Below are 23217 nucleotides of genomic sequence, written 5' to 3' on the forward strand. Positions count from 1 at the left end.
GAACCGAGCGCCCGCCGCTACTTGGCCAGCAGCTCCAAATCGGTATTGATCCGCTCCTCGCGGGTGAACAACGTGCGCCCGCCGCGCACGGAACGCAGCACCCCGCAACGCTCATACACCGCATCGAACACGCAGGAGGCGTCCAACACGATGAAGTTCGCGGGCTTGCCGGCCTCCAAACCGTAGGAATCGCGCATACCCAGCGTCGTGGCACCGTTCACCGTCAGGAACTTCAGCGCGTCGTCGATCTCCTCGAAGCTCATCATCTGCGCAAGATGCAACACATAATCGAGGATGAGCATCATATTGCCGTTGCCCAGCGGGTACCACGGGTCCTGCATGGAATCCTGGCCGAGCGACACGTTCACGCCAGCCTCGGTCAACTCCTTGACGCGCGTGATGCCGCGGCGCTTCGGGAACGTGTCCTGACGGCCCTGCAAGTACAGGTTCTCGGTCGGCGCGCACGCGAAGTTGATACGTGCGGCCTTGAGCAGCTTGGTCAGATGGAAGAAGTACGCATTGTCCGCGGAACCAAGGGAACAAGTGTGGCTGGCGGTGGTCATGGGGCCGATGCCGGCGCGATACGCCAGTGCGGACAGCAGCTCCAGATAGCGCGAATTGGGATCGTCCGTCTCATCGCAGTGCACGTCGATGAGCTTGCCGTACTTGGAGGCGAGCTCCACCACGGTGTGCATCGAACGCTCGCCGAATTCGCGGCACTGCTCGTAATGGGGGATGCCGCCCACGCAGTCGGCGCCCATCCTGAGCCCCTCCTCGACCAGATCCGCGCCGGACTCGCCGTGCGGCCCCTCATAGGAATACATGCCCTCCTGCGGGAAGGAAACGATCTGCAACGTGACCGTATCCTTCAACTCCTCCTTGAGTTCGAGCAGCGCCTTGAGCGACGTGAGATTCGGATCGGTCACGTCGGCGTGGGAACGGATGAACTGCACACCGTGGCGCATCTCCTTGGCAATGCCGATCTTCGCACGTTCCTTGATCTCATCGACCGTCAGATCGGACTTCGTTTCGCTCCACCGCTGAATACCCTCGAACAGGGTGCCCGATTCGTTCACCGCACCGGGCTTACGCGCGGTGAACACGTAGTCGAGATGCAGATGCGTGTCGCAGAACGGCGGGCAAACGAGCTTGCCGCCCAAATCCACGGTTTCCACGGTGGACATGTCCTTGCCCTGGGCGGCGAGCTTCGCGGCAAGCCCCTCGCCGAAATCGACGAATCGGCCATCCTCCACGAGAATATCCTGCAACGGCGCGGTTTGGGCGGCCGTGCTGCCCGGCATGCCGGTCGCGATATGTGCATTGGTGAACAGCTGGGTGCTCATGATGACTCCTTCGACTTGTTGTTCGCGCAAGACGCCGCAACGCCCGCGTTCCGCCGATCCGTAGCCGTTCGGTTACGTGAATGGGCGGTGTTCGTAATCGTTGACGGTTATTCTCGGCATGTTGATTTGCGGACGCGTTTCCCAATATGACGTGTGTATTACCTGAGATTGGACGTTTTGTATGGCTATCACAGTGACGGATGTGCTTCATGACGGAACATTGCAACAGGCGCTGCCCAAAGTGGAGGTCTCCGGTGGTGGGCTCGACAGGCCGGTGCGGTGGGTGTTCGCCAACGAGCGCGAGGATGCGGCATCCTTCCTGTACGGCGGCGAACTGCTCATCATCGAAGGCCAGACGCTATTGGCCGACGGCAGGCGTGATTCCTACGGGGAATACGTGCAAAGCCTAGTGAACGCCGGCATCGCCGCACTGGTGATCGAACTGGTCGAAGGCATCACGGAACTGCCCGAGGATTTCCGCACGGTCGCGGAACAGGAGGGACTGACCGTCATCGGATTGCATGGGCGAATCCCGTTCGTCGACATCTGCCAAAGCGTGAACACGGCAATCGTGCGACGGCAGATGAAAATGCAGATGGAGGTGGACACGATGTCCACCATGCTGCGCGACGAACTGACATTCGTCAACAATATCGACGAACTCACCGTCGCCCTATCCTGCCTGTTCAACGAAAGCGTGGCGATCTTCGACGCGGAAGGCCTGCCCGTCGCCCGCGCCGGCAAGGACCTCATCGGCGGCGACGCGGACGGGTCGACCGCGGTACTCGCCCTATCCGGAAGAAAAAGGCCAGTCGGATCGCTCGAAATCACGCAAAGCACCATCACCTTCGACGAAACCATGCGCCGCCGCATCGAACAGATCGTCTCGCCGGTCGCCGCCCTATATATGGACGGCGGCGCGCGCATCGGCATGATCGCCCACCTGACGCAAGGCCCGCGCGACGGCATCCACGTCACCTCGATGGAAGCGCGCGAAGACCACGACATGCTGGAAGCGTTGCACTGCGCCGGAGCCAGCGTCTACCTGCCGTTCATGATCGACCTGCGATCGGTGGTCGGCGGCATCGGCGCGGTTTCGGCGATGATCGACGCGTTCGAAGCGAAGGAAGGGCATGGCGTGCTCTGTCTGCTCGAAGGCGGCACGCTGATGGGATGCATGGTCGCGTCCGACGGCGGCGGTGACATCGTCGACTTCGTGAAGGAAAGCATGGAAGCGCTGCGGTTGGTCGACGGCGACCCATCCATATACGCGGTGTACGGCAAAGCCGCGCAGGACACCATCACCCTGGTCGACGGGTTCGGCGCATTGCGCGCCGCCATGGACGGCATGCGCAAACGCGGGAACGTCCCATACGGAACGGTGGCGAGCGTCGACGAATCACTGATCGAACGACTGCTGTCCGTGGAACGCACCGAAGACGCGATCCACATGCTCGTCACACAGACCGTCGGCTTCGAACTGCTGCAGATGCCGGTCCTGCTGGACACGCTGTGCGCCTGCTTCGACAACCTCGACAACAAGACCGGCGCATGCGAACAACTCGGCGTACAACGCCAGACGCTCTACAACAGACTGGACAAAGTGACGCAGATGCTGGGCATCAGCCCATCGGACAGAACCAGCTGGGCACTGCTGCTGTTCGGCGCGAAAATGGCCAGAACATGGCAGGAAACACGATGAGCGGGGGAGAACGGCCCTGCGGATGCGGCGCGAAAACGGCGCATGGTCATTCTGTCCAAAAACACCGATCCGGGTTTAACCGGCAGTTCACTTCGGCGCAAATCCGGCGGCCGATAGTCGGAAGCACAACGGCACCGATGAAGGAATGAAACCTTAGGCATGAACGCGGCGCCGTGAAAACGAACGTACAGAAAGGTCGGTGTTAATCATGAGTGCCAGCGCAGCGATAGCAACAGTCAGAACAACCTCCGCTTCCGCGTCCGCCCCCGCAACCGTGGAAAGCGAACAGCAGAACATGGTCAAGAAGGTCGCGTTCTCCTCCTTCCTCGGCAACTTCATCGAATGGTTCGACTACGCCTCCTACTCCTATTTCGCCACGGTCATCGCCCTGGTGTTCTTCCCCAGCGGCAACCACACCGTCGCCATGCTGCAGACCTTCGGCGTTTTCGCGCTCTCCTTCGTGCTGCGCCCGATCGGCGCGCTCTTCTGGGGCAGCTTCGGCGACACGAAGGGCCGCAAGGGAGCGCTCGCGATCTCCATCATGTTCATGAGCGGCGCCTCATTCCTCATCGGATGCCTGCCCTCCTACGCGATGATCGGCATCGCCGCCCCCGCGCTGCTGCTCCTGCTGCGCATGGTCCAAGGCTTCTCCGCCTCCGGCGAATACGCCGGTGCCGCGACCTTCCTCGGTGAATACGCGCCGGCAGACAAGCGCGGCATCTACTGCTCGCTGATCCCCGCTTCCACCGCCATCGGCCTGCTCGCCGGATCCACGCTGGCCACGGTCATGACATCCTCCCTGTCATCCGGCGCGCTCACCGCATGGGGTTGGCGTATCCCGTTCCTGATGGCAGGGCCTCTCGGCCTGGTCGTGCACTACATCCGCACCAAGCTTGCCGACTCCCCGGTCTACGCCTCCATGACCCAGGCGCTCGACAGCAAGCAGACCGCCGCCGCTTCCTCCGCTTCCGCTTCGTCCGCCGCGAACACCGGCAACGTCTCCGTCTCCCCGCTGCGTGAACTCTTCCGCAACCACTTCAAGGCCCTCATGATCAGCTTCGGTGCCTGCGTGCTCAACGCCGTCGGCTTCTATACCGTGCTGACCTACCTGCCCACCTACCTGAGCGACACCGTCGGCATGCCCGCCGCGCAGTCCTCCACCATCACCACCATCTGCCTGGTCCTGTATGTGGCGCTCGTATTCGGCATGGGTCACATCTCCGACACGTTCGGCCGCAAGAAAGTGCTGATCGGCGCCTGCGTCGCATTCATCGCCCTGACCGTCCCGGCGTTCCTGATCCTCAACACCGCACAGTTCTGGCCGGTGCTGATCGTCGAACTGGCCATGTGCGCCACGCTCACCGCCAACGACGGCACCCTCTCCAGCTACCTGACCGAAACCTTCCCGACCTCGGTGCGCTTCACCGGATTCGCGTTCAGCTTCAATCTGGCGAACGCCATCTTCGGCGGCACCGCGCCGTTCATCGCCACCTGGCTGATCTACGCCACCGGCTCCAGCATCGCGCCGGCCTGGTATATGGTCGCGGTCGCGGCGGTGGCCCTGGTCGCCATGATCCTCTCCCACGAGAACGCCGACAAGGATCTCTCCTCGATCTGACCGGCGCGGCGAACCATAAGCAACGATTTACAAGCAACCAACCACAACCCCGAAAACACAAACTCTGAAAACGCAAACCCCGAAAACACAAACCGAGCTTCGAGCGCAAGGAACGAAACCGCATTCGACCCCTGCGCTCGAAGCAAAACCAGCCAAGCGCCGCACGCGCATGAGCATGAAAGAAGGAAACGATGAGCAACAGCCGCCGTATGGACCACATGACCTGGCCTGAAATCGAAGCCTCCAAGAGCAAGCCGGTGATCGTGCCGATCGGCTCGACCGAACAGCACAGCCAGCATCTGCCGCTGGGCGTCGACGCCATGATCGCATCGCATGTTTCCGAAGACCTCGCCGAACGCATCGACGGCATCGTGGCCCCGACCATCAGCTACGGCTACAAGTCGAAGCCGCTCTCCGGCGGCGGCCCGCTGTTCCCCGGAACCATCGACATGAACGGCGTCACCATCATCAACCAGATGCATGATGTGCTTCGCGAACTGGTGGCCGACGGGTTCACCAAAATCGTGGTGATGAACGCGCACTTCGAAAACGAGGCGTTCATCGTGGAAGCCATCGACCTGGTGTCCCGCGAGACGAACGGCGCGGCCACCATCGTGGAAACGAACTGGTGGGACCCGCTGCCGGAGGACGTGGTGGCCAAGGTGTTCGACGGACTGGTGTTCCCCGGTTGGGCGCTGGAACATGCGGCGGTGACCGAAACCTCGCTGATGCTGCATTACGAGCCGGAACTGGTGCACATGGACCGTGTGGTGGATGAGGGGAACGTCACCCCCAAGGCCTATGTGAGGTACCCGGTGCGCCACGGGGATGTGCCCGACTATGGCGGGTTGGCGACGCCGGCCGGCTCCAGCGCCGAGCGAGGCGAGCTGATCGCCGACTCCTGCGTGGATGAGGTGGCGAAGATCTGCGCGGAGGAATTCGGCGCGTGAGCGTGATACGCGGCTGACGCGTAACCTATGGCCTGCGATTCGTGAGGGGTGTCCGGTGAACCGGACGCCCCTCACGTTGGTTGTGGGTCGGTTTGTGGTCGGGTGCGAGGGGCGGGGCCGACCGCCAGGTCGGCCCCGCGGAATCAGCTGATATTGCGCGTGTAGGTGCAGGCGGGGTACGCCGAGCACCCGTAGAACATGCGGTCCGGATTATTACGCGGGCGGTGCTTCTGCAGCGCATTGCCGCAGGCAGGGCATTGCGGCGGCAGCGAAACTCCACGGAAAATATTCGGGCAGATGCAGTCGCGCAGCTCATACATGAACCGCGAAGGCCGGGCCTGATCGACCACGAAGAACACCTTCTTGCGGCATCTGGTCATGGCCACGTAGAACAGGCGGCGTTCCTCCGCATTCGGGTATTCCTCCGCTTCGGGCAGCAGCAGCCCGAGCAGCGGCTCCTCGCCGATGGCGCTGGGGAAGCCCTTCAACCCGCCGGAACAGCACAGCACGAACACGAAGTCGCGCTGCAAACCCTTGGACTTGTGCGCGGTCAGGAATTCGATGTCCAAACCCGGGTTGTCCCGGAATGTGAACTTGGAGTCGCCGCTGCGGGTGAACAGGCCCTCCCGGTCGTAACGGAGAATGAGGTCGACATCGCTCCGGTAACGCCCGAGCAGCATCACGGTCGCCTTCTTCGGCAGTTTGCGCAGCTGCTCGACGATCACGTCGAAGCGTTCCTCCACGGTCTGCCCGCCCAACGCCTTGAGCGAATGGTCCTTCCGCTCGTCGGTGCTGTGCAGATGCTTGACGTACAGGTTCGGGTCGGCCATCACGAATTCGCCGCTGGCCTCGATCAGGCTGGTGCGGAACCTTCTGGTGGTGGTGATCTGGAACATGCGGGTTTCGCCCCACTGATTCCACAATTCGTCGAAGTCGAGAATAAGGCTGATGTCGCTGCCGGAGAACCGGTAGATCGACTGCCAGTCGTCGCCCACGCAGAACAGCGAGAAATCCTTCTGTTCACGCAGCGCGCGGATCAGCCGATACCTCGGTCGCGACATGTCCTGGTATTCGTCGATGAGCACATAACGGTAGTTGTGGCGGTAGGCGCCGTTGCGCACGCAGTCGATCGCGTCGACGATCATGCCGGGGAAGTCAATGCCGTGCCTGTCCTGCAGGTTGCTCATATAGGCGGCGTACAACGGTTCGATCAGGTTGATCATCTCATGGTTGCGGCCCGCGTGTTCGCCGCCGTAATTGGCGTTGAGCGCGCGCATGTCGTCGATGGTGATGTTGTTCGACCGCATGTGCTGGATGGCGGTTCCTGCCACTTCGACGAAATGCCGCGTGTACTGGTTGAGGTCGTAATCCTTGCCCTGCGTTTGGAAATCCTCGGATTCGGCGGGCTGCTCGTACTTCTTCCTGACCTGTTCCGGCATGAGCTTCAACGCGAGCAGACGGTAGGGGATGCTGCCGTGGAACAGCTGGTTGAACGCCGCGGCGATCGCCTTGTTCGAAGAGGCATCGTCGACGATCGGCCGCCGTTCGACGGTGGAGTTCCGGCAGATTTCGAGGCCGAGACTATGGAAGGTGCAGGCGCGGATGGAAGCGCCGGTCTGCGCGCTAATGCGCCCGGACATCTCATCCGCGGATTTCTTCGTATACGACAGCACGAGGATCTCGTCCGGCTTAGCCTTGCCGGTTTTCAGCAGCCAGCTGATATAGCCCACGATGGTGGTGGTTTTGCCGGTTCCCGCACCGGCCAACACCAGGGTGTTGCGGTCGGCGCCGGCGATGGCGCTGATCTGTTCGTCGCTCAGGTCGTTCTTTTCGATGGGGCCGATCGTGGCACGGACGTTGGCGATGGTTGCGGTATCCGCCATGGGCTGCGGGGTGAGCCGTGCGGAGCTGCGCGGGTTCCTGCCGCGGTGAAGGGCGGCGAGTTCGGGGGAGAGCGGGTAGGCGTTGGCGCGCTTCAGGGATTGCGGGGATTGCGGGGATTGCGGGGAGAAGGATTGCCGCTGCGTGCGCCGGGTGGCCTGGGGGCGGTTCGCTCGGGCGGACGCCGCGGTTGCGCCGGGCTGGGTGTTCGACCGGCCGGACCGGGGTGCGGGGCGGGCCGCGGATCGGGTGTTGGGCCGGCTGCTTGACTGGCTGGCCTGCCGGGGTCTGTTTCCGGTGGAGGGATTGGGGGAGGAGGGGGATGCGGGAGCGGCCGGTTCCGGGTCGGCGTCTTCGCCGAGCAGCGCCCGTCTCACCAGTTGCAAGAGTCCCATGAGTCCCATTCGCGATCCCTCCGTTTCCTGTGCGGAGGCAATTATACTTCTACACTTCCGGCGTGCTCTCCGCGGGCCGTGCATCGGCGAACCTTGCCTAAGCAAATCAAGCCGGGCGAGTTGCCTTCAGATGCCCAGACTTCTAGACACCCGGCATGCAACCCACGCTCCCACATAACGAAACCGAGGGTCCGCCAGGCGCATGGCCTTACGGAACCCTCGGCTCGCATTGCCCGATTTGGAAGTGGCGCCGCGGCGCCCGCTCCTCCCGCGTCGGCGGGAATGGGCTAGAACGGGACGCCGCAGCGGAGAATCACATTGGCGTACGGGGTGGTCTCGCCCGTGCGTAGGACAAACCTAGCCTCTTTGACATATGCTTTGAATCCTTTCTGATTGTTGTGCGGGATATAGGAGAGTGGTACGTCGAGGATGCCGGTGACCCAGCGTTCGGCTTGCGTGCCTTGCGCCTCCCGGGCCATCACGCCTTCCTCCAATACCACATGCGGCCGCAGGGCCCGCAGCGCCTCCTCGAAGCGGGGGACGCCGAACACCAGCGCCAAGTCGATGACCTCGACGCCGGGCGGCACGGGGAGTCCGCAATCGGAGATCGCGAACAGGTCCTTGTGCCGTAGACGCGCGACTGCCGAAGCGAGCTGCGCGTTGAGTATGCCATGGCTGAGCATGGGCCCTCCTTGCCGCAAATTCTGTGGGACGATCAGCGCGATGCCGGTCCGGCTGGCCGAATCCGAGTCCGGGCTCGAGCCGGTGGCTCGCGGTGATTCGTCGATTGTCCGTTGTCTGTTGTTCTTGGTCGTTTGTTTGTCGTTGGCCGTTGATTGTCAGTCGCTCGTGCGGACCGGCTCACTTGCCGCCGGTTCCGGTTTTGCCCAGTTCACTGACGTTTTCCTTGGTCACGGTCAGCACGTCGATGGACTGCGCACGTTCGGGATTCCTGCCTTTGATGGCTTCGGCGGCGGCGCGTACCGCACGCCTGCCGAGTTCCTTGGGGCGTTGCGCGATCGTGCCGGTCAACGTGCCTTCGTTCACGGCTTTGAGGCCGTCGGCGGTGCCGTCGAAGCCGAAGATCTTCACCGTCTTGCCGGCCTTGGAACCGAGTGCCTGGATCGCGCCCAGCGCCATTTCGTCGTTCTCGGCGTAGATGCCGACGACATTTGGGTGGGCCTGCATCAGATTGCTGGTGACGTCCAGCGCCTGCGAACGGTCGAAGTTGGCGGTTTGTTCGGCAACCACCCGAATGTCCGGATGGTTCTTCAGCCGCTGTTTGAAACCGTCGCCGCGATCGCGGGTCGAAGCCGCGCCGGGGATGCCCTGCAGGATCAGGATCTCGCCCTTCCGGTCGATGGCTTCGGCCAGCGCGTCGGCGGCCTGGGCTCCACCGGCGATGTTGTCCGAGGCGATATGTGCGGTCACGTCACGGCCGGTGACGGCGCGGTCGACGGAGATGACGGGCAGTTTCGCGTCGAGCAGCGGGGCGACGGTGGGTGCGGCGGCATCCGAATCGACCGGGTTGATGATGACCGCTTTGGCGCCCTGCGATTGGGCGTTCTGCGCCTGGTTCTGCTGCGTGGCGGAATCGTTCTGCGCGTCGGAGATGAGCAGTTCGACCCCGAGTTTCGCGGCCTCCGCCTTGGCCCCGTCGCGCAGGTCGACGAAGAACGGGTTGTTCAGCGTCGATATCAGCATCGCCACTTTGGGCTGCTCGGCCTTGGTTGCGGCCGGTTTCCGCGCCCCGCATGCGCCGGTGCCGATGATCAGGGCCGCGGCGCAGACTATGGCGGCTGCGATGCGTAGGGGTGTGCCGAAACGATGATGCATGATGCTTCCTTTCTGTTGCCTGTGTTGCTGGTGTTGCTGGTGTTGCCGTGGTGTGCGTGGGGTGTGGTGAAGTTTCGTGGAATCATGTGATGGGACTGCATGTGGTGGGGTGATGGGGGAAAGGAACGTGCTCGGCGGCGCCCGTCAATGGACGTCGACCTTGCGTCGCAGGGTGTCGCAGCTTACCGCGAAGGCGATGACCAGTCCGATCACGACCTTCTGCCAGAACGAGGAGACGTTCATGATGTTCAGTCCGTTGCGGATCACGGCTAGCAGGATCGCGCCGACGAACGTGCCGGAGACGCGCCCCTTGCCACCGGAAAGCGACGCGCCGCCGATCACCACCGAGGCGATCGCATCCATCTCGTAACCGTCCGCGGCCTGCGGTTGCGCCGAATGGAGCCTGCCCGCGATGACTAGTCCGGCGACGGCGGCGAAGATGCCGGACAGCATGAACACCATGATTTGGGTTTTGTGTACGGGAATGCCCGACAGCCGGGAGGCTTCCATGTTGCCGCCGACCGCATACATGGACCGCCCGATGGTGGTGAGGTTCAGGATCGCCGATGCCACGCCTCCCATGACGATCATCATGATGATCGGCACGGGCACGCCGAGCACGGTGCCGCCGAAGAAGTTGACCGTGCCGGAGGTGGGGATGGGCCTGCCGGTGGAGATGACCAGTGTCAGGCCGCGTGCCACCGACATCATCGCCAGCGTGGTGATGAAGGACGGCAGTTTCAGGAACGCGTTCATCAGGCCGGAGCATGCGCCGAACGCCGCCCCGGCGAGCACGCCGACCAATACCGTGAGCAGTGGGGGAAGACCCATGTTCGCGCCCGCATGGGCGGTGATCATGCTGGTGACGGCGGCGGTCGCGCCGACCGAAAGGTCGATGCCGGCCGCGACGATCGCGAAGGTCTGCCCGAAGGCGAGAATGGCCACGGTGGTGGCTTGGATGCCCACGTTCATCAGGTTCGTGGCGCTCAGGAATGCCGGGGCCGCGAATGAGAGCGCGATGCACAGCGCGATCAACCCGAGGAGCGCGCCGTTGCGGGACGCGAACGCCGCGACGCGCCCGAGCGTCGTCGGCTCGTCATACCGGCGCAGGCCGTTCGTCGCGCGATTCGTGGATGCCATGTCGTCTCCTTACCGTGCCTGTCGGGACTGTCGTGTTTGCTGCGCTGGCCGCTTCTGCCGCTTCTGCCGTGCCTTGGGCTTACGCTGCCCGCCGTTGCCCTGTTCCGCGGCTCCCATGTGCGAGACCGCGAGCGCCATGACCTTCTCCTGCGTCGCTTCCGCGGCGGGCAGCCCGCCGGTGATGCGCCCTTCGCTCATGACCAGCACCCTGTCGGACATGCCGAGCACTTCGGGCAGGTCGGAGGATGCCATGAGCACGCAGCCGCCGTTGGCGGTGATGCTGTTGATCAGGTCGTAGATTTCCACGCGTGCGCCGACGTCGACGCCGCGCGTCGGTTCGTCGAGCAGCAGTATGTCCACGTCGGCCATGGACCATTTGCCGAATACGATTTTCTGCTGGTTGCCTCCGGAGAGCGAGCCGACCGATTGGGTGATGCCCGCCATGCGGATGCGGAGTTTCCGGGCGGTGGCGGTTTCGCGTGCGCGTTGGCCGCGCCGGTCGATGAATCCGTGCCGTGCCGTGGGGATCATGGTGGCGAGGCCGAGGTTGTCCGCCACGCTGGCTTCGGGGATGAGCCCTTGGGCGCGGCGGTTTTCCGGCACGAGGCCAAGTCCGGCTGCGATTGATGTGGCGATGGATTGTTTCGGCAGCGTTTTGCCGTGCACGCGGACGGTGCCGGAGTCGTAGGTGTCGGCGCCGAAGATCGCGCGCAGCGTTTCGGTGCGTCCCGCGCCGACCAGTCCGGCCAATCCCACCACTTCGCCGGCGCGGACCTGCAGGGTGATGCCGTGAATGGCGCCTTTGCGGCTCAATCCGGATGTTTCGAGCAGGATGCCGCCGGGCTTGCGTGCGATGCGGGGGAATTTGTTCGTGATGTTCCTGCCGACCATGAGTTTGACGAGTTCCTGCTCGCTGGTGGTGGCGGGGACGGTGCCGACGCGCCTGCCGTCGCGGAGCACCGTGACTTTGTCGCCGATGCGGGCGACTTCGTCGAGATGGTGGGAGATGTAGACCATGCCGACGCCTTGCGTTTTGAGATCGTCCATGATGGCGAACAGTTGGTCGCATTCCTTGCGGCTCAACGCGGCGGTCGGCTCGTCGAGGATGAGGATCGATGCCTCCTGCATGAGCGCTTTCGCGATTTCCGTCATCTGTTGTTGCGCTACGCCCAGTTCGCCGATGGGCGTGTGCACGTCGACGTCCAGACCAATGGGCTTGATGGCCTGTTGTGCTCTGCGTTCCATGGTCGCGCGGTCGATGATGCCTGCTTTGGTCGGCAATGCTCCCAGGAACAGGTTTTCCATGACGGACAGTTGCGGAACGAGGTTGAGTTCCTGGTGGATGACTGCGATGCCGAGTCTGCGTGCGGTTGCCGTGTCGGGGATGCGGACGGTCCGGTCGTCGATTTCGATGCGGCCTTCGTCCGGTTGGTGGATGCCGCTCATCATTTTGATGAGGGTGGATTTGCCCGCGCCGTTCTCGCCGAGCAGTACGTGCACGTTGCCGGGTTCCACGGCGAGCGATACGCGATCCACGGCTTTCGTGCCGCCGAAGGTTTTGGATACCTTGATCAGGGATAATCTCGTCATGTTCCTCACCGACCCCTTGCCGCATGCGTGGGCGACGTCGCCCCATGCGTCGTATGTGTTGCGTTTGTCTTCCTGGCGTTTCGGCGGGGTTCGGGTTTCGCTTCGATGCGTGCCGATCGGCGCCGATTCGGCGGCCGCCCGCTTCGCTCGGGTGCGCCGCGCGGTGCGGTGGCCGGAGCCGAAACGTTATCACAACTCTAACGTATTTAGACGCTTTGCTCAACTATGTCGAATTAGGGGGTGAAGGGTGTGCGGGCCGTGATATGCGGGCCTTCGCCGTTGAAGGCCGCTTCCCGCGCAGCCCGCCACGCCGGCCGAAGAGGGGACGTTCAGTCCGCGGTGAGCGTGAGATTCATCGGCCCGTCCGCGACCATGCCGACCTGCATGCGTGCGCCGAAACGCCCTTCGCGCACCGGCACGCCTCCGGAGCGCAACGCCTCGTTCAGTCTGATCCACATGATGTTCGCACGTTCGTCATCCGGGTCACCGCTCACCAGTCGCGGCCTGCCGGTGGCGGTGCGTTCGAGGCGGGTCAGCGGTTGCGGAATGGACAGTATCTCGCCGCCGATCTCCTGGACGGACATGGCCCGTCCGTCGGCTGCCTCGAAGCAGCGCAGGGTGAGAATCCGGTGCGCCATGCGCGAGATCCGGGATTCGCTATCGCTCGGCTCGATCTCGACGGTCAGCACGAGCCCCGGCCCGATGAACTGCGGGTCGAAGGTGGGGTCGATGCCGTCCAGGGCGTTGAGTGCGGTGACGCTCGCCTCACGGACGCGCTGCAGGATGACGCGCATGCCGTCAGCGCTCCTCGGCGGTTGCGGTCGCGGTCGCCACTGGCGAATCCGCGGCGCCGGCGCCGGTGGCGGGGGTGATGCCGATCGCGGCCATATCCGCCCGGTGCTCGCGCAGTTCGTCATGCAGCGCAGCGACGGTGGCGTTCAGTTCGGCGACGCTGCTGCGCAGCTGCTGGATCTCGCTGCTGCTCTCTTGGGCGCGCTTGTCGGTCTCGCTGTCCACGCGGTCGACGATCCACGAGGCCAGCGTGGCCGTGACGATGCCGATCAGCGCGATGCCGGTGACCATCAGGCCCACCGCGATGCACTTGCCCTGCCAGGTCACGGGGGAGAGGTCGCCGTAGCCGACCGTGGTGACGGTGACGAACGTCCACCACAGCGCCTTGCCGAAATCGGTGATCTTCGCCCCCGGCGCGGCGCGTTCCACATCGAGGATCGCCAGGGAGCCGATGTAGATGAGCAGCACCGCGCTGCTGCAGACGTACATGGTGATGCGCCCGCGCACCGCCATGCCGCTGGTGCGGTTCAGCACGTTGAGCACGGCCACCAGCCGCAGCAGGCGCAGCGGCCTGAAGATCGGCAACACGATCGACAGCAACGTGATCAGGTTGTTCTTGAACCAGGCCTTCTTGTTGCGGGCGAGCGAGATCGAAGCCACGTAGTCGATGATGAAGACCACCCAGATGATGTTGATGGCGTTCTCACACAGGGCGATATGCGTTCTTGCGAGCACCTCCCACGAATAGGCGAACAGGAAGACCAGCGCCAGTGCCGTCATCGGCCATTCGGTGATTCTCTGCCATTTGCTCAATGTCATGTTCCGCCTCTCAGTCTCACGTATCTTCAGCATACGGTAACGCGGCGGGGCGTCGGGCCGGGAAGGCGCGCCCGACGTGCCCCGTGCCGCGATCATATAATGAAAGTGATTTTCTAAAAGTCTTTTCCTGATTGTATGATGCGAGCTGACGCGGTGAACATCCGCGCCGCACATCACCGGTATCACCATCGGTATCGCCAGAAGGAAAGGAAACGATCATGACCATGACAAGCAAGCTGTTCTCCGCCATCAAGCGCGGTCTGGAGGTCAGCGGCATGAACGCCATCGGCGAGGCAGGCTACAGCGAATCCATGGTGGAGGCGCTGGAAGGCATGTCCAGGCGATGAACACCGGAACCGGGCCATGCGGGTGCATGGCGGGCCGGGTATGAAGAAAGCCATACGACCATTCGAAGACGAACGACCATATGGCTTGATGATGAGGAAACGGACGATGGGGTCCGTTTTTTTTTATTGCCGTAAGGCTTGCGGCGTGAGGTTCGCTTACTCGCAGGCGACGCCGTCGCGGTCGCGGTCAAGCGCCGCGCGATAACCGGGCTGACCCTGGTAGATCGGCGCCACGCCGGCCGCTCTCGCCGCCGTGCAGTTCTTGTAATAGACGCTCGAACCGGAATCCTGCTGTGTTGTGGTGGGGGCGGGAGCCGTCGACTGCGACTGGGATTGCGTATCCTCCTGCGACTGGGTCTGCGACTGCGTATTCTCCTGCGTGCTCTCCTGCGTGGACGTGTCGGTCTGCGCCTGCTGCGAGGATTCCTTCACACCCGTGTAATCGGGAATCGTCTGGGTGGGGCAGGAGGCGAGCACACGGTTCATCGCGGCCTTCTCCGAAGAGGTGACCCACAGCGAATACTTGTGCTTCACGCCAATCTGCCTGGCCACATACTCGCAACGGAACGCCTTGTTCGACGGCAGCCACGTCGCGGCATCGCCATCGGACTTCTGCTGGTTGGCCTTGCCCTGCACGGCCAGCAGATTGTACGGATCGTTCGCCAGTTCGGTGCGCGTGGCCTTGCTGAGCTTCTGCGCGCCCTTCTGCCAGGCGTCGCTCAACGCGACCACATGGTCGATCTGCACGGCGGTGGAGGTCTTCTGCCCCCGCTTGAACTTGATGGTCTTGCCGGTGTACGGATCCTGCAACGTGCCGGACTTCACCACGCAGCTATGCGTACCGAACTTGTACTTCACGCCGGACAGGTCACGGCTGAGAATGTCGTTGCGGGTATCGCAGCCGTTATGATCCACATCGGACCATGCCTTGCCGAACTGCGTGCGCTTGTAACCCGTCTTCGGTGCGCGGCCCTTGACCTCCAGCGTATCCAGCACGGCTGTGGCGGCCTGGCCTGCGCCGGTATTGTCCGTAGGCTGCGCGGCCAGCGCCGGATCGGCCGCCATGCCCGCGGCCAGGCAGGCGGACAGCAATACCGCGCACGCCGTGGCGAACGGGCGGACGCGTGACGATGCGAGATGCATGTGACTCCTCGTTTCCTTCATATCTTTTTTCCACGCCTTTTAAGCGGATAGGAACCAACACGTCATCATAGGAGCATGGGCGGGCGATTCGCATGTGCGCGACCGCACGCCGCGCGTCTGCCCGTGCGACCACAATCGGCAGGTATGACCGAAGCAGCACATGACGATTACGCACTGCCGGAAGGCTTCGAGCACTGCCCGAAACTCGCGCCGGTGGTACAGGCGACCAGCGCACTCGACCGAGTCAAGGCCATCGTGCGCATCCTCAACGAGCCGGGCGGATGCCCCTGGGACGGCGAGCAGACGAACGAAACACTGCTCAAACCCCTGCTGGAGGAAACCTACGAATACATCGACGCCGTCGAAACGGGGGACCGCGACAACATGCGCGAGGAACTTGGCGACACCCTGCTGCAATCCGTGTTCCAAGCGCAGGTGTGCTCGCATGATCCGGCCGATCCGTTCGACATCGACGAGGTATGCGACCGCTTGGTGGACAAGCTCATCACCCGCCATCCGCACGTCTTCACCTCGGGCGACGACGATGCCGCCCCGGACAAGCCGGCAAGCGCCGAGGATACGCTCGCGCTGTGGGAGAAGATGAAGCAGAAGGAGAAACGCCGCAGCTCCGTGCTCGAAGGCATCTCGCACGCCCAAGGCGCCCTGCCCCGCGCCGCGAAAGTCGTCTCGCGCGTCAGCAAATCGCCGGACCGCGAACGGCTGGAACGCGCATTCGAGCCCGGCACGGCAACCGACGCGACGCACGACCACCGGTACGCGGACGAGATCATCGACGTCATCCGCCGCGCCCGCCGCGACGGCGTGGACATCGAAACGGACCTGCGCTGCCGCCTGCGCGACATCGAAACCGCCATCACAACCATGGAGAAGGAGAAGGAACAAGCACATGACTGAATCCACCGAACACACTGAAGCCGCTGCAGCCCTCGACCCGCAGCTGATCAGACGCTACGCCGAGGAATTCAACGCCGACCGGGCGAACCTCGTCGCCGCGAACGCCGCCGTCTCCACCGGCGTACTGGCCGCCGCCACCGATTACAAGGGCACGCGCTCGCTGCCGCGCGACTTCTCCATCGAACTTAAGCAGGGATCGATCACGAACCAGCGCCGTTCCGGCCGCTGCTGGATGTTCGCCGCGCTCAACACGTTGCGCTATGAGGTGATGCACCGCTGGAACCTCGACGATTTCGAATTCTCCGAAACCTACCTGTTCTTCTGGGACGCGATGGAAAAGTCGAACACGTATCTGGAGAACGTGTTGACCACCATCGACGAGTCGACCGACAGCCGCATCTTCCAGGAGATCAACTACGGACCGGCCGATGACGGCGGCTGGTGGCAGATGTTCGCCGCGCTGGTGAACAAGTACGGTCTGGTGCCGAAATCCGCGTACCCGGAGTCCGCGAACTCCAAGGATTCCGACGCGTTCAAGCAGTATCTGAACTCCAAGCTGCGCGAATTCGCCGCCGATCTGCGCGACCGTCACGCCGCCGGGGCGACGATGGAACAGCTGCGCGCGATCAAGAACGAGGACATGTCGACCGTGTACCGCATCTGCGCGATCTCGCTCGGCGAGCCACCGGAACGCTTCGACTTCCTCGCCCGCGTGAACGACGACGCGAAGAAGGACGATAAGAAGGGCGACGCGAAGGACTCCAAGGACGCGAAGGACGCGAAAAACGATGCCGCCGCCCCGAAGAGCGGCAAGGACGAGCGCGGGCAGATCCGCGAATTCGGCATCACCCCGATGGAGTTCTACCGCAAATACGTGCCGGTCGACGTGAACGACCTGGTCACGCTGTGCAACGTGCCGATGGCGAGCCGCCCGTTCAACAAGCGCTACCGCATCCGCTTCACCGCGAACGTGGCCGAGGCCGGCGACATGGAATTCGTGAACGTGCCCCTCGACGTGTTCCGGAAGGCCGCCGTCGACCAGATCGCGGCGGGCCACCCGATCTGGTTCGCCTGCGACTGCACGCAGTTCGCGCTGCGCGGCGCCGGCTACTTCGACCGCGACACCGTGCGCGTCGACCAGCTGTTCGGCACCGACTTCACCTTCGACAAGGCGCAGGGACTCGAATACGGCGACAGCCCGAGCAACCATGCCATGACCTTCACCGGCGTGAACCTCGGTGAGGACGGCAAGCCCGACCGTTGGAAGGTCGAGAACAGCTGGGGCAAGGACAATGGCGAAGACGGCTACTATGTCGCTTCCGGCGCATGGTTCGACCGTTACGTGACCGAGATCATCATCCGCAAGGAATACCTCGACGAGGCCACACGCGCGGTGCTCGGCACCGAGCCGATCGAACTCGAACCGTGGGAGCCGCTCACCAAACGCGCCCGCTGAACGGATACGGCATGGAACAGACGTTGCTGGAGCGGGCCGAGGAGCTGGCCCGCTCCCGTCACGCCGGGCAGGTGGATAAGGGCGGGGCACCATACTGGCGGCATCCCGCGCGGGTGTCCGCGGGGTGTTCGGCACCCGAGGCGAAGGTCGCCGCGTGGCTGCACGACCTGCTGGAAGACACCGCCACCACGGCCGAGGAACTGCGTTCGCTTGGGTTTCCCGAAACCGTGGTCATGGCCGTCGAACTGGACACGCGCCGCGATGGCGACGATTACATGACCTACATCCGGCGCATCGCCGCGGCCTGCGGATCAGCCGACCCCATGCTCGCCCGCGCGGCCGTGCTTGCCCGCGAGGTCAAGATGAGCGATCTGCGGGACAATATGAATCTCGACAGGCTTCCCGTGGTGCGCGAGGTGGATCTGCGGCGTGTGGAGAAGTACCGCGCCGCCTACCGGATTCTCGAATCCGCCGTGACGAATGGAACCGGTACGGTGGGCAGGACGGATATGGCGGGGGAGTGAACGCCCCGCCGCTCTTCACGGCATTAATGACTTTGTCAAGGTTTCGCGTATAGCGATATCCGCGTGTTCTAGACGAAAACCATTACTCTGTACAGCAACAGTGCCCGCGATTCCCTCGCCGGGCTCGCCTCCGACGCCACGCGACCCTGCGGTTCCGGGCATCGGACGCATCGGAAGACACCCATTGGAACCACGAACATCCGGCCACTATCGCGGCATGATGCGTGACGTATCGATACGCGCGGCATTCGGCGCAGGCGCGCGGCCGGAACACCGGAACGAAAGGCGGCAACCATGATTCACATGCCAGATGCCGGCAGCGCATCCAAAACCATCGCGAAGCGGACGCGGCGACTCGCGACGACGGTCGCGGCGGCCTGCTGCGCACTGGCGATGCTGGCCGGTTGCGGTTCCGCGGGCAGCGCCTCGGATTCGCAAGGCGCACGCGATTCGGTCATTACGGTGAACGGCACCGAACCCACCAAGGGGTTGATCCCGAGCAACACCAACGACATGGCCGGTTGGCGCATCGTCTCCCTGATCTACGACGGGCTCGTCACCTTCAGCGATTCCGGCGACCTCGAATACGTCGAGGCGAAAAGCATCACGCCCAACAAGAACGCCACCGAATACACCATCACCCTCAAACCGGGCCTGAGGTTCAGCGACGGCGAGAAAATCACCGCGTCCACCTACGCCAAATCATGGTCGTTCGCGGCCAATGCGGCCAACGGTCAGGTCGGCGCCTCCACCTTCGCCACCATCAAGGGGTACGACGAGCTGCAGAACGCGAAGGGCGACAAGAGCGCCCAGCTTTCCGGCCTGCACGTCGTGAACGACACCACGTTGAAGGTCGAACTCAACCGGCCGGATTCCTCGTTCCCCTACAAGGTGGGCGACATCGCGTTCCTGCCGATCACCGCCAAGGCGATCAAGGATTCGGAAGCCTACGGGAAGAAGCCGGTCGGCAACGGCCCGTACAAGCTCAAGTCCTGGACGACGAACGAAGACATCGAACTGGAACGCAACACCTCGTACGGCGGGCCGCGCAAGGCGAAGAACAGCGGCATCGACTTCCGCGTGTACCAGAGCCTGAACGCCGCCTACTCCGATCTGATCGCGGGCAACTTGGACGTGCTCGACAGCATTCCGACCGTGGCGCTGTCCAGCTACCGCAAGGAGGAACGGATCAAGGCCGTGAACAGGCGCGGCCCCTCGTTCGCATCGTTCACCATCCCGCAAAGCCTGAAGCATTTCCAAGGCGAGGAGGGCAAGCTGCGCCGTGAGGCCATCAGCCATGCCATCGACCGCGCCGCCATAGCCAAGGCCATCTTCCGCGGCACCGTTACGCCGGCCACCGATTTCCTCGCGCCCGTGATCAAGGGGTACAGCACGAAGCTCGACACGGACGGCGTGCTCGCCTACGACGCGGACAAGGCGCGCGAACTGTGGAAGAAGGCCGACGCGATCTCCCCGTGGAGCGGCAGCTTCCGCATCGCCTACGGCGCGGACGCGAGCGACAAGGAATGGGTCGACGCCACGGTGAACTCCATCGCGAACGTGCTGGGCATTAGCGTCGAATCGTACCCGTTCTCCACGTCGAAGGAACTGAGCACCGCGATCAACGAGCGCACCGTGCAGGCCGCCTTCAAATCCGGCCTGCAATCCGACTACCCGCATCCGGAAGGCTACTTGGCGCAAGGCTATGATTCCTCGCAGGCCGACGGCAAGGGCCTGAACAACGGCGATTACAAAAGCGCCGAATTCGACGCGCTGATCGACCAGGCCGCCTCCCAGCCCGATCTGGACAAGGCGGTGGGCATCTACCGGAACGCGGAGAAGGTGCTGCTCAAGGATCTACCCGTGATCCCGCTGTGGTACCGCAACGTCACCGCCGCTTCCGGAAAGCAGGTGAACGTCGATTTCAACTACATGGGCGTGCCCGACTATGTGAACATCACCAAGTCGTGAGCCTTTCCGAACGGCGCCCCGGCGCGGCCTGCATGGCTGTGCCGGGGCGCCGCCGTATTCGCGTGCCGTTCGCCGTGGGCGGATGGGCCGTGCGGTGAATGCCGGCCCCGCGTCCCATCGGCGTGGAACGATGGGGATTCGGCAAAGGAAACCGAGAATCGGGAGCGGATGGGCGAATGGCAGCGATGGAACGTGCGAACGCCAAGGAAGAAGCGCTTGCGGCGCAAGGTAAGGGCGACGACGATACCCCAAGATTCGGCAGGCTCGCCTCGCTGATCGTCGCGGTGGCGGTCATCGGCGTGCTGATCGGCGTGGCGGCCGGACTGCTCACGCTGATGCTGTACGGCGTGGAGCATGTGGCGTTGGGGTATGTGGAGGATGACGGCGAACCCGGTCCGTTCAACGTGCCCGCCCTCAGAAGGGCGATTTCGGTAGTCGTGGGATTGTCCATCGCGGCGGTCGCATGGTGGCTGTTGCGCACGCGCGCGCAGCGGGTGCCGTCCGTCAAGAAAGCCGTGAACGGCGAGCATATGCCGGCATGGCAGACCGTAGTGCATGTGTTGCTGCAGATCTTCATCGTCGGCACGGGCGCGTCGGTCGGCCGTGAGGTCGCGCCGCGTGAATTGGGTGCGCTGTTCGGCCAGCGTTTCGCGCGATGGGTGCGTCTGGGTCCGCGCGACACCCGTATGCTGGTGGCCATCACCGCGGCCGCCGGTCTCGCCGGCGTCTACAATGCGCCGCTTGCGGGCACGTTCTTCGCCACGGAGATCCTGCTGGCCGACATCAGCCTCGAAACCGTTTCGCTCGCCTTCGGCTGTTCGGCCTTGGCATCATGGGCGGCGTCGTTGGTCAAAGGCACGCACGTGTTCTACAACATCGGGCATGTGGACGGCCTGTTCACTTCGGATCTGATCGGGTTCGCCCTGCTGGCCGGCCTGGTGTGCGGCGTGTGCGGCTCCCTGTTCCGCCGGGGCTCCTCGTGGGCCGAGAAGCAGCAGTCCTCGGGCACGTCGATTCTGTGGACGCTGCCGTTGGCCGGTGTGCTGACCGGCGTGGTGTCCATCTGGGTGCCGCAGGTCATGGGCAATGGCCGTGCCACCGCTCAACTGAGCTTTTCCGGCAAGGCGGGGCTGGCGCTCATTCCGGTGCTGCTGATCTCGTTCGCGGCCAAGGCGATCGTGACGCTGCTCACGATTCGCGCGGGCGCCTCCGGCGGCGTGCTGCAGCCGGGCATCGCATTGGGCGCGTCGATGGGCGCCACGCTCGGCGTGCTGTGGATGATGGGATTCCACACCAATTCGTTGGGCGTCTACGCTCTGATCGGCGCGTGCGCATTGCTTTCCGCCTCGCAGCATGCGCCGCTGATGGCCATGTGCCTGGTGATGGAACTGGCCGATGCGCCGTTGAACCTGTTCGTTCCCGTGGGTTGCGCGGTGGCGGTCGCCGGTCTGGCGAGCAATACGCTTTCGCCCAAGCTTGCGGCATGGCATCCGCTCGAAAGCCTCAGAACAGCCTGACCACAGTTTGATGGCGGCTTGGTCAGTGTGGATCTCGACCGGGATACGGCAACGGCCCCACGTTCTTTGCGAACGTGGGGCCGTTGTTCTGTCGGCTATGTCAGTTGCCGGAGGTCGTGGAACCCGTGGTGCCGCTGGTACCGGAGCTTGAACCCGAGGAATCCGTGCCGGATGTCGTGCCCGAGTTCGAACCCGAGGAATCCGTCGAGCCGCTTGAGCTGCCCGAGCCGCTCGAACTGCCGGAATTGCCGGAGTTGCCCGAGCTGCTGCCGCCGGTGTCCGTGCTGCTCGACCCGCCGCTCTGGCTGCTGTTGCCGCCGGTGCTGGAGCTGTTGCCCGAATCGGTGGAGCTGCTGGAATTGTTCTTGCTTGTCGAGCTGCCGGAGTTCGAATTCTGCTTGGTGCCGTTCTGGCTGGAGGAATTCGAGGAGTCGGTGCCGGTGGAATCGTCGGTGGAGCCGTTGCCGTACTTCTTGGAATCCGTGCCGTACCCGTAGGAGTTCGAATCATCGGTCCCATACTGGTTGCCGTCCGTGGAACTGTCGCTCGGCTTGTCGACGACGGAGGAGCGGTTGGTCATGTCACGCACCACGGTGTCGGTGCCCTTGCCCTGGGTGAACAGCAGCACCACGCCGGCGGTGATCGCCACGCCGACCAGACCACTGATGAGCGAGACGATGATGGCCATGCGCTTGACGTTGTGATGACGCACCTGGGCGAAGGTGTGCACCTCGCCGTCCTTGCCGGAACCGGTGGAAAGCGCACCGCTGGACGCGACGCTGCGCGGCTGTTCGACCTTGGTCAGATGTTCGGTGTCGTCCGTCTGATCCGTCGCCGTGGTCTTCTCCGCATCGGCGTCGCCGGTATCCGTGGCGTCGCCCGAGTCCGTGGTTTTGCCGCTGCCGGTGCCCTTGCCGTCGGTTTTGTCGGTATCGGCCGTGCCGCCGGCGGCATCACTTTGCTTGTCGGAATCCGTTTGCGTGCCGGCCGCCTGAAGCTTTTCGCCCGAAGCCTTCAGCACGTTCTGGTAGACCTTGCCCGCCACCGTCGAGATGATGTAACTGGCCGCCGCGCCGATGGTGGAGCCGGCGATGCCGATTTTGCCTGCTAGAAAAAACGATGTGACCGCCGCGAGCGAACCCGCGATGATCTGAGATATGGATATGCCTTCGAAAAATTTCTTCACGATACTTGACCATAGCCACCGATATAGGGAGAAAACCGAGAGAATCGTGAAAGGTTTGCAATCTTTGCAAACCCCCATGATTCCGGGGGATG

At 63.5% G+C, this 23217-nt stretch carries 19 protein-coding genes; 9 read left to right on the top strand and 10 right to left on the bottom strand.

The window, feature by feature from the left end; genetic code table 11:
* Window positions 1-17 precede the first annotated feature (17 nt).
* Window positions 18-1343 (bottom strand): amidohydrolase family protein, encoded by a 1326-nt coding sequence (locus KIH75_RS01685; RefSeq protein WP_219055084.1) that lies wholly within the window; start codon window positions 1341-1343, stop codon window positions 18-20.
* A gap of 181 nt (window positions 1344-1524) precedes the next feature.
* Here KIH75_RS01685 and KIH75_RS01690 point away from each other — a divergent pair, with 181 nt between their 5' ends.
* The 3 genes from KIH75_RS01690 to KIH75_RS01700 all read left to right on the top strand — a co-directional run bounded on the left by KIH75_RS01690 (window position 1525) and on the right by KIH75_RS01700 (window position 5613).
* Entirely contained in the window at window positions 1525-3045 is a 1521-nt protein-coding gene (locus KIH75_RS01690; RefSeq protein WP_219055085.1) for a PucR family transcriptional regulator, read from the top strand.
* Between the two features lie 295 nt (window positions 3046-3340).
* Complete coding sequence (locus tag KIH75_RS01695; protein ID WP_219055143.1) at window positions 3341-4663, top strand: MFS transporter; 1323 nt, start codon at window positions 3341-3343, stop codon at window positions 4661-4663.
* Between the two features lie 191 nt (window positions 4664-4854).
* Complete coding sequence (locus KIH75_RS01700) at window positions 4855-5613, top strand: creatininase (RefSeq protein WP_219055086.1); 759 nt, start codon at window positions 4855-4857, stop codon at window positions 5611-5613.
* Window positions 5614-5756: 143 nt separating this feature from the next.
* Here KIH75_RS01700 and KIH75_RS01705 read toward each other — a convergent pair whose 3' ends face one another.
* From KIH75_RS01705 to KIH75_RS01735, 7 genes are all read right to left on the bottom strand, one after another.
* Window positions 5757-7889 carry a UvrD-helicase domain-containing protein gene (locus KIH75_RS01705; protein ID WP_219055087.1) on the bottom strand — a complete coding sequence of 711 codons (2133 nt, stop codon included), beginning with the start codon at window positions 7887-7889 and terminating at the stop codon, window positions 5757-5759.
* 287 nt (window positions 7890-8176) lie between these two features.
* On the bottom strand, window positions 8177-8572 hold the full coding sequence (rbsD, locus tag KIH75_RS01710) for a D-ribose pyranase (RefSeq protein ID WP_219055088.1): 396 nt from the start codon (window positions 8570-8572) through the stop codon (window positions 8177-8179).
* Between the two features lie 178 nt (window positions 8573-8750).
* Window positions 8751-9725: a substrate-binding domain-containing protein gene (locus KIH75_RS01715; RefSeq protein ID WP_219055089.1), complete on the bottom strand. Its 975-nt coding sequence runs from the start codon at window positions 9723-9725 to the stop codon at window positions 8751-8753.
* 144 nt (window positions 9726-9869) lie between these two features.
* Window positions 9870-10865: an ABC transporter permease gene (locus KIH75_RS01720; RefSeq protein ID WP_219055090.1), complete on the bottom strand. Its 996-nt coding sequence runs from the start codon at window positions 10863-10865 to the stop codon at window positions 9870-9872.
* Between the two features lie 9 nt (window positions 10866-10874).
* Window positions 10875-12455, bottom strand: a complete 1581-nt coding sequence (locus KIH75_RS01725; protein ID WP_219055091.1) for a sugar ABC transporter ATP-binding protein — start codon at window positions 12453-12455, stop codon at window positions 10875-10877.
* Between the two features lie 329 nt (window positions 12456-12784).
* Complete coding sequence (locus KIH75_RS01730; RefSeq protein ID WP_219055092.1) at window positions 12785-13249, bottom strand: D-aminoacyl-tRNA deacylase; 465 nt, start codon at window positions 13247-13249, stop codon at window positions 12785-12787.
* Between the two features lie 4 nt (window positions 13250-13253).
* Window positions 13254-14066, bottom strand: coding sequence for a potassium channel family protein (locus tag KIH75_RS01735; RefSeq protein WP_219055093.1), 813 nt, complete (start codon window positions 14064-14066; stop codon window positions 13254-13256).
* Window positions 14067-14284: 218 nt separating this feature from the next.
* Between KIH75_RS01735 and KIH75_RS10190 the strand changes: the two genes are divergently transcribed.
* The gene (locus tag KIH75_RS10190; RefSeq protein ID WP_274608075.1) at window positions 14285-14413 is read left to right on the top strand and encodes a hypothetical protein; all 129 of its coding nucleotides are present in this window, start codon (window positions 14285-14287) and stop codon (window positions 14411-14413) included.
* 156 nt (window positions 14414-14569) lie between these two features.
* On the opposite strand, the gene KIH75_RS01740 is transcribed toward KIH75_RS10190, so the two are convergent.
* Window positions 14570-15478, bottom strand: coding sequence for a GmrSD restriction endonuclease domain-containing protein (locus KIH75_RS01740; RefSeq protein WP_236027959.1), 909 nt, complete (start codon window positions 15476-15478; stop codon window positions 14570-14572).
* A 222-nt stretch (window positions 15479-15700) separates the two neighbouring features.
* Here KIH75_RS01740 and KIH75_RS01745 point away from each other — a divergent pair, with 222 nt between their 5' ends.
* The 5 genes from KIH75_RS01745 (at window position 15701) to KIH75_RS01765 (ending at window position 21939) form a co-directional block, all read left to right on the top strand.
* Window positions 15701-16471 (top strand): MazG nucleotide pyrophosphohydrolase domain-containing protein, encoded by a 771-nt coding sequence (locus KIH75_RS01745; RefSeq protein WP_219055095.1) that lies wholly within the window; start codon window positions 15701-15703, stop codon window positions 16469-16471.
* The gene (locus KIH75_RS01750; protein ID WP_219055096.1) at window positions 16464-17927 is read left to right on the top strand and encodes a C1 family peptidase; all 1464 of its coding nucleotides are present in this window, start codon (window positions 16464-16466) and stop codon (window positions 17925-17927) included. Before KIH75_RS01745 ends, KIH75_RS01750 begins: the two co-directional genes overlap by 8 nt.
* 11 nt (window positions 17928-17938) lie before the next feature.
* On the top strand, window positions 17939-18451 hold the full coding sequence (locus KIH75_RS01755; RefSeq protein ID WP_219055097.1) for a hypothetical protein: 513 nt from the start codon (window positions 17939-17941) through the stop codon (window positions 18449-18451).
* A gap of 303 nt (window positions 18452-18754) precedes the next feature.
* On the top strand, window positions 18755-20422 hold the full coding sequence (locus KIH75_RS01760) for a peptide ABC transporter substrate-binding protein (protein WP_219055144.1): 1668 nt from the start codon (window positions 18755-18757) through the stop codon (window positions 20420-20422).
* A 176-nt stretch (window positions 20423-20598) separates the two neighbouring features.
* Window positions 20599-21939 carry a chloride channel protein gene (locus KIH75_RS01765; RefSeq protein WP_219055098.1) on the top strand — a complete coding sequence of 447 codons (1341 nt, stop codon included), beginning with the start codon at window positions 20599-20601 and terminating at the stop codon, window positions 21937-21939.
* Between the two features lie 100 nt (window positions 21940-22039).
* On the opposite strand, the gene KIH75_RS01770 is transcribed toward KIH75_RS01765, so the two are convergent.
* Window positions 22040-23125: a hypothetical protein gene (locus KIH75_RS01770; protein ID WP_219055099.1), complete on the bottom strand. Its 1086-nt coding sequence runs from the start codon at window positions 23123-23125 to the stop codon at window positions 22040-22042.
* Window positions 23126-23217: the final 92 nt, after the last annotated feature.

The organism is Bifidobacterium pongonis, assembly GCF_019331805.1.
Classification (GTDB): Bacteria; Actinomycetota; Actinomycetes; order Actinomycetales; family Bifidobacteriaceae; genus Bifidobacterium; species Bifidobacterium pongonis.

Bases quoted from the DNA above. Each gene is read 5' to 3' on its own strand.
- KIH75_RS01730 (WP_219055092.1), bottom strand. From the start codon at position 13,249: ATGCGCGTCATCCTGCAGCGCGTCCGTGAGGCGAGCGTCACCGCACTC.
- KIH75_RS01720 (WP_219055090.1), bottom strand. From the start codon at position 10,865: ATGGCATCCACGAATCGCGCGACGAACGGCCTGCGCCGGTATGACGAG.
- KIH75_RS01760 (WP_219055144.1), top strand. From the start codon at position 18,755: ATGCCAGATGCCGGCAGCGCATCCAAAACCATCGCGAAGCGGACGCGG.
- KIH75_RS01685 (WP_219055084.1), bottom strand. From the start codon at position 1,343: ATGAGCACCCAGCTGTTCACCAATGCACATATCGCGACCGGCATGCCG.
- KIH75_RS01715 (WP_219055089.1), bottom strand. From the start codon at position 9,725: ATGCATCATCGTTTCGGCACACCCCTACGCATCGCAGCCGCCATAGTC.
- KIH75_RS01765 (WP_219055098.1), top strand. From the start codon at position 20,599: ATGGCAGCGATGGAACGTGCGAACGCCAAGGAAGAAGCGCTTGCGGCG.
- KIH75_RS01695 (WP_219055143.1), top strand. From the start codon at position 3,341: ATGGTCAAGAAGGTCGCGTTCTCCTCCTTCCTCGGCAACTTCATCGAA.
- KIH75_RS01735 (WP_219055093.1), bottom strand. From the start codon at position 14,066: ATGACATTGAGCAAATGGCAGAGAATCACCGAATGGCCGATGACGGCA.
- KIH75_RS01740 (WP_236027959.1), bottom strand. From the start codon at position 15,478: ATGGCGGCCGATCCGGCGCTGGCCGCGCAGCCTACGGACAATACCGGC.
- KIH75_RS01700 (WP_219055086.1), top strand. From the start codon at position 4,855: ATGAGCAACAGCCGCCGTATGGACCACATGACCTGGCCTGAAATCGAA.
- KIH75_RS01745 (WP_219055095.1), top strand. From the start codon at position 15,701: ATGACCGAAGCAGCACATGACGATTACGCACTGCCGGAAGGCTTCGAG.
- KIH75_RS01750 (WP_219055096.1), top strand. From the start codon at position 16,464: ATGACTGAATCCACCGAACACACTGAAGCCGCTGCAGCCCTCGACCCG.
- KIH75_RS01755 (WP_219055097.1), top strand. From the start codon at position 17,939: ATGGAACAGACGTTGCTGGAGCGGGCCGAGGAGCTGGCCCGCTCCCGT.
- KIH75_RS01705 (WP_219055087.1), bottom strand. From the start codon at position 7,889: ATGGGACTCTTGCAACTGGTGAGACGGGCGCTGCTCGGCGAAGACGCC.
- KIH75_RS01690 (WP_219055085.1), top strand. From the start codon at position 1,525: ATGGCTATCACAGTGACGGATGTGCTTCATGACGGAACATTGCAACAG.
- rbsD (WP_219055088.1), bottom strand. From the start codon at position 8,572: ATGCTCAGCCATGGCATACTCAACGCGCAGCTCGCTTCGGCAGTCGCG.
- KIH75_RS01725 (WP_219055091.1), bottom strand. From the start codon at position 12,455: ATGACGAGATTATCCCTGATCAAGGTATCCAAAACCTTCGGCGGCACG.
- KIH75_RS10190 (WP_274608075.1), top strand. From the start codon at position 14,285: ATGACCATGACAAGCAAGCTGTTCTCCGCCATCAAGCGCGGTCTGGAG.